Source organism: Oleiphilus sp. HI0080 (assembly GCF_001635135.1).
The window spans coordinates 1-1210 of sequence record NZ_LWFU01000810.1 but is presented as its reverse complement, the minus strand read 5'-3'; the positions used below and the strand labels follow the sequence as shown (position 1 = coordinate 1210).

Here is a 1210-nt window from a genome sequence, read left to right as displayed (position 1 = left end):
GACGGAAGAAGTCTATATGACATCGCTGAAGCTGCCTGCTCACTACGACAAGTTGTTCGCGGCATTGTGGATTTACGACGTTTCGATTCCACCCTCGATTTTGGAAATCTCTGAAGCTGAGTTAAAGTCAGGTGCGGCCTATCTGGCTCTTTAGACCTCTGAGTTCTATTTATAGATCTTCATCTAACCTTGCTGCAAACACCATGTAGATCAGAGTAGCGACAAGGTAATCAACATTTCAGACTCATAGGTGGGCACTTTAAAGCATGTGCCTTAATAAGTTTCCATGGACCTGCATTGCTCAGCATTAGTCTCAACGATTGATGCTGTCTTCATTCGAGAACTGATCAACCAAATCGCCTAATTTATTCGCGAGCTCAGCGATTTTAAGGCCGATATGGTCAATTTGCTTCGCTGCATGCGCTGACTCGTTGGTAATTTCGACCGTTCGATCCGTGTTGGTTTTGATGTGATTGACGAGTTCTGTATTTGAATTGCTGTTACTCGCGATCTCAGCATTTATGGAGGCAATATGCTCGCTCGAGCTAACCACTTGATCTAACGCAGTACCAGCAAGTCGTGATGAATGCGTGCTTTCAGATGTTGTACTTCGGCTTGCTCGCATCACGTCAACCGCGTTTGCCGTGCCACGTTTTAGCGCTTCAACTGTGTTGGTAATGGCTGCTGTCTCTTGTTGAATTTTGTGGGATAGGCTGCGCACCTCGTCCGCAACCACCGCAAAGCCGCGGCCATTTTCTCCAGCGCGCGCAGCCTCAATCGCCGCATTCAAAGCCAAGAGGTTAGTTTGTTCAGAGATAGAGTCAATGACGGCTAGTAGGTCTGCTACTTGCATGGTGTCATTCTCGACAGTCTGCAGTGCTTCAGCGGCCTTGGTAACCTCTTGTTCAACCATTTGTATTGTTTCTATTGAGTTGCCTGTTGCGGTTTTCCCATCAATCGATTGTTGTTTTGCTTCGTTTGCTGCGCTCAAAGCTTGATCCGCTCGTGAAGCATTGTCAGTGATACTTTCGGATATTTGGTTTATTGAGGACTGAATGTTCGTCATTTGTTCGTTTTGGTTTTCGGCTTGCTGGGTGCCGGCCTGTGCGAGCTGAGTCAACTTGGTGCTTTGCTCGACAAGTGCAATAGATGTTTGTTGTGTTTGTTCAACAAGATTGGCGAGCTTTGATACAAACAAGTTAAAGCTTGC

The 1210-nt window shown here is 46.5% G+C and carries 1 protein-coding gene; it reads right to left on the bottom strand.

The window, feature by feature from the left end; all coding sequences use genetic code 11:
* Positions 1-313: 313 nt before the first annotated feature.
* Positions 314-1210: methyl-accepting chemotaxis protein (locus A3751_RS16530; RefSeq protein ID WP_231876921.1), on the bottom strand; the 897-nt coding region annotated here is incomplete at its 5' end.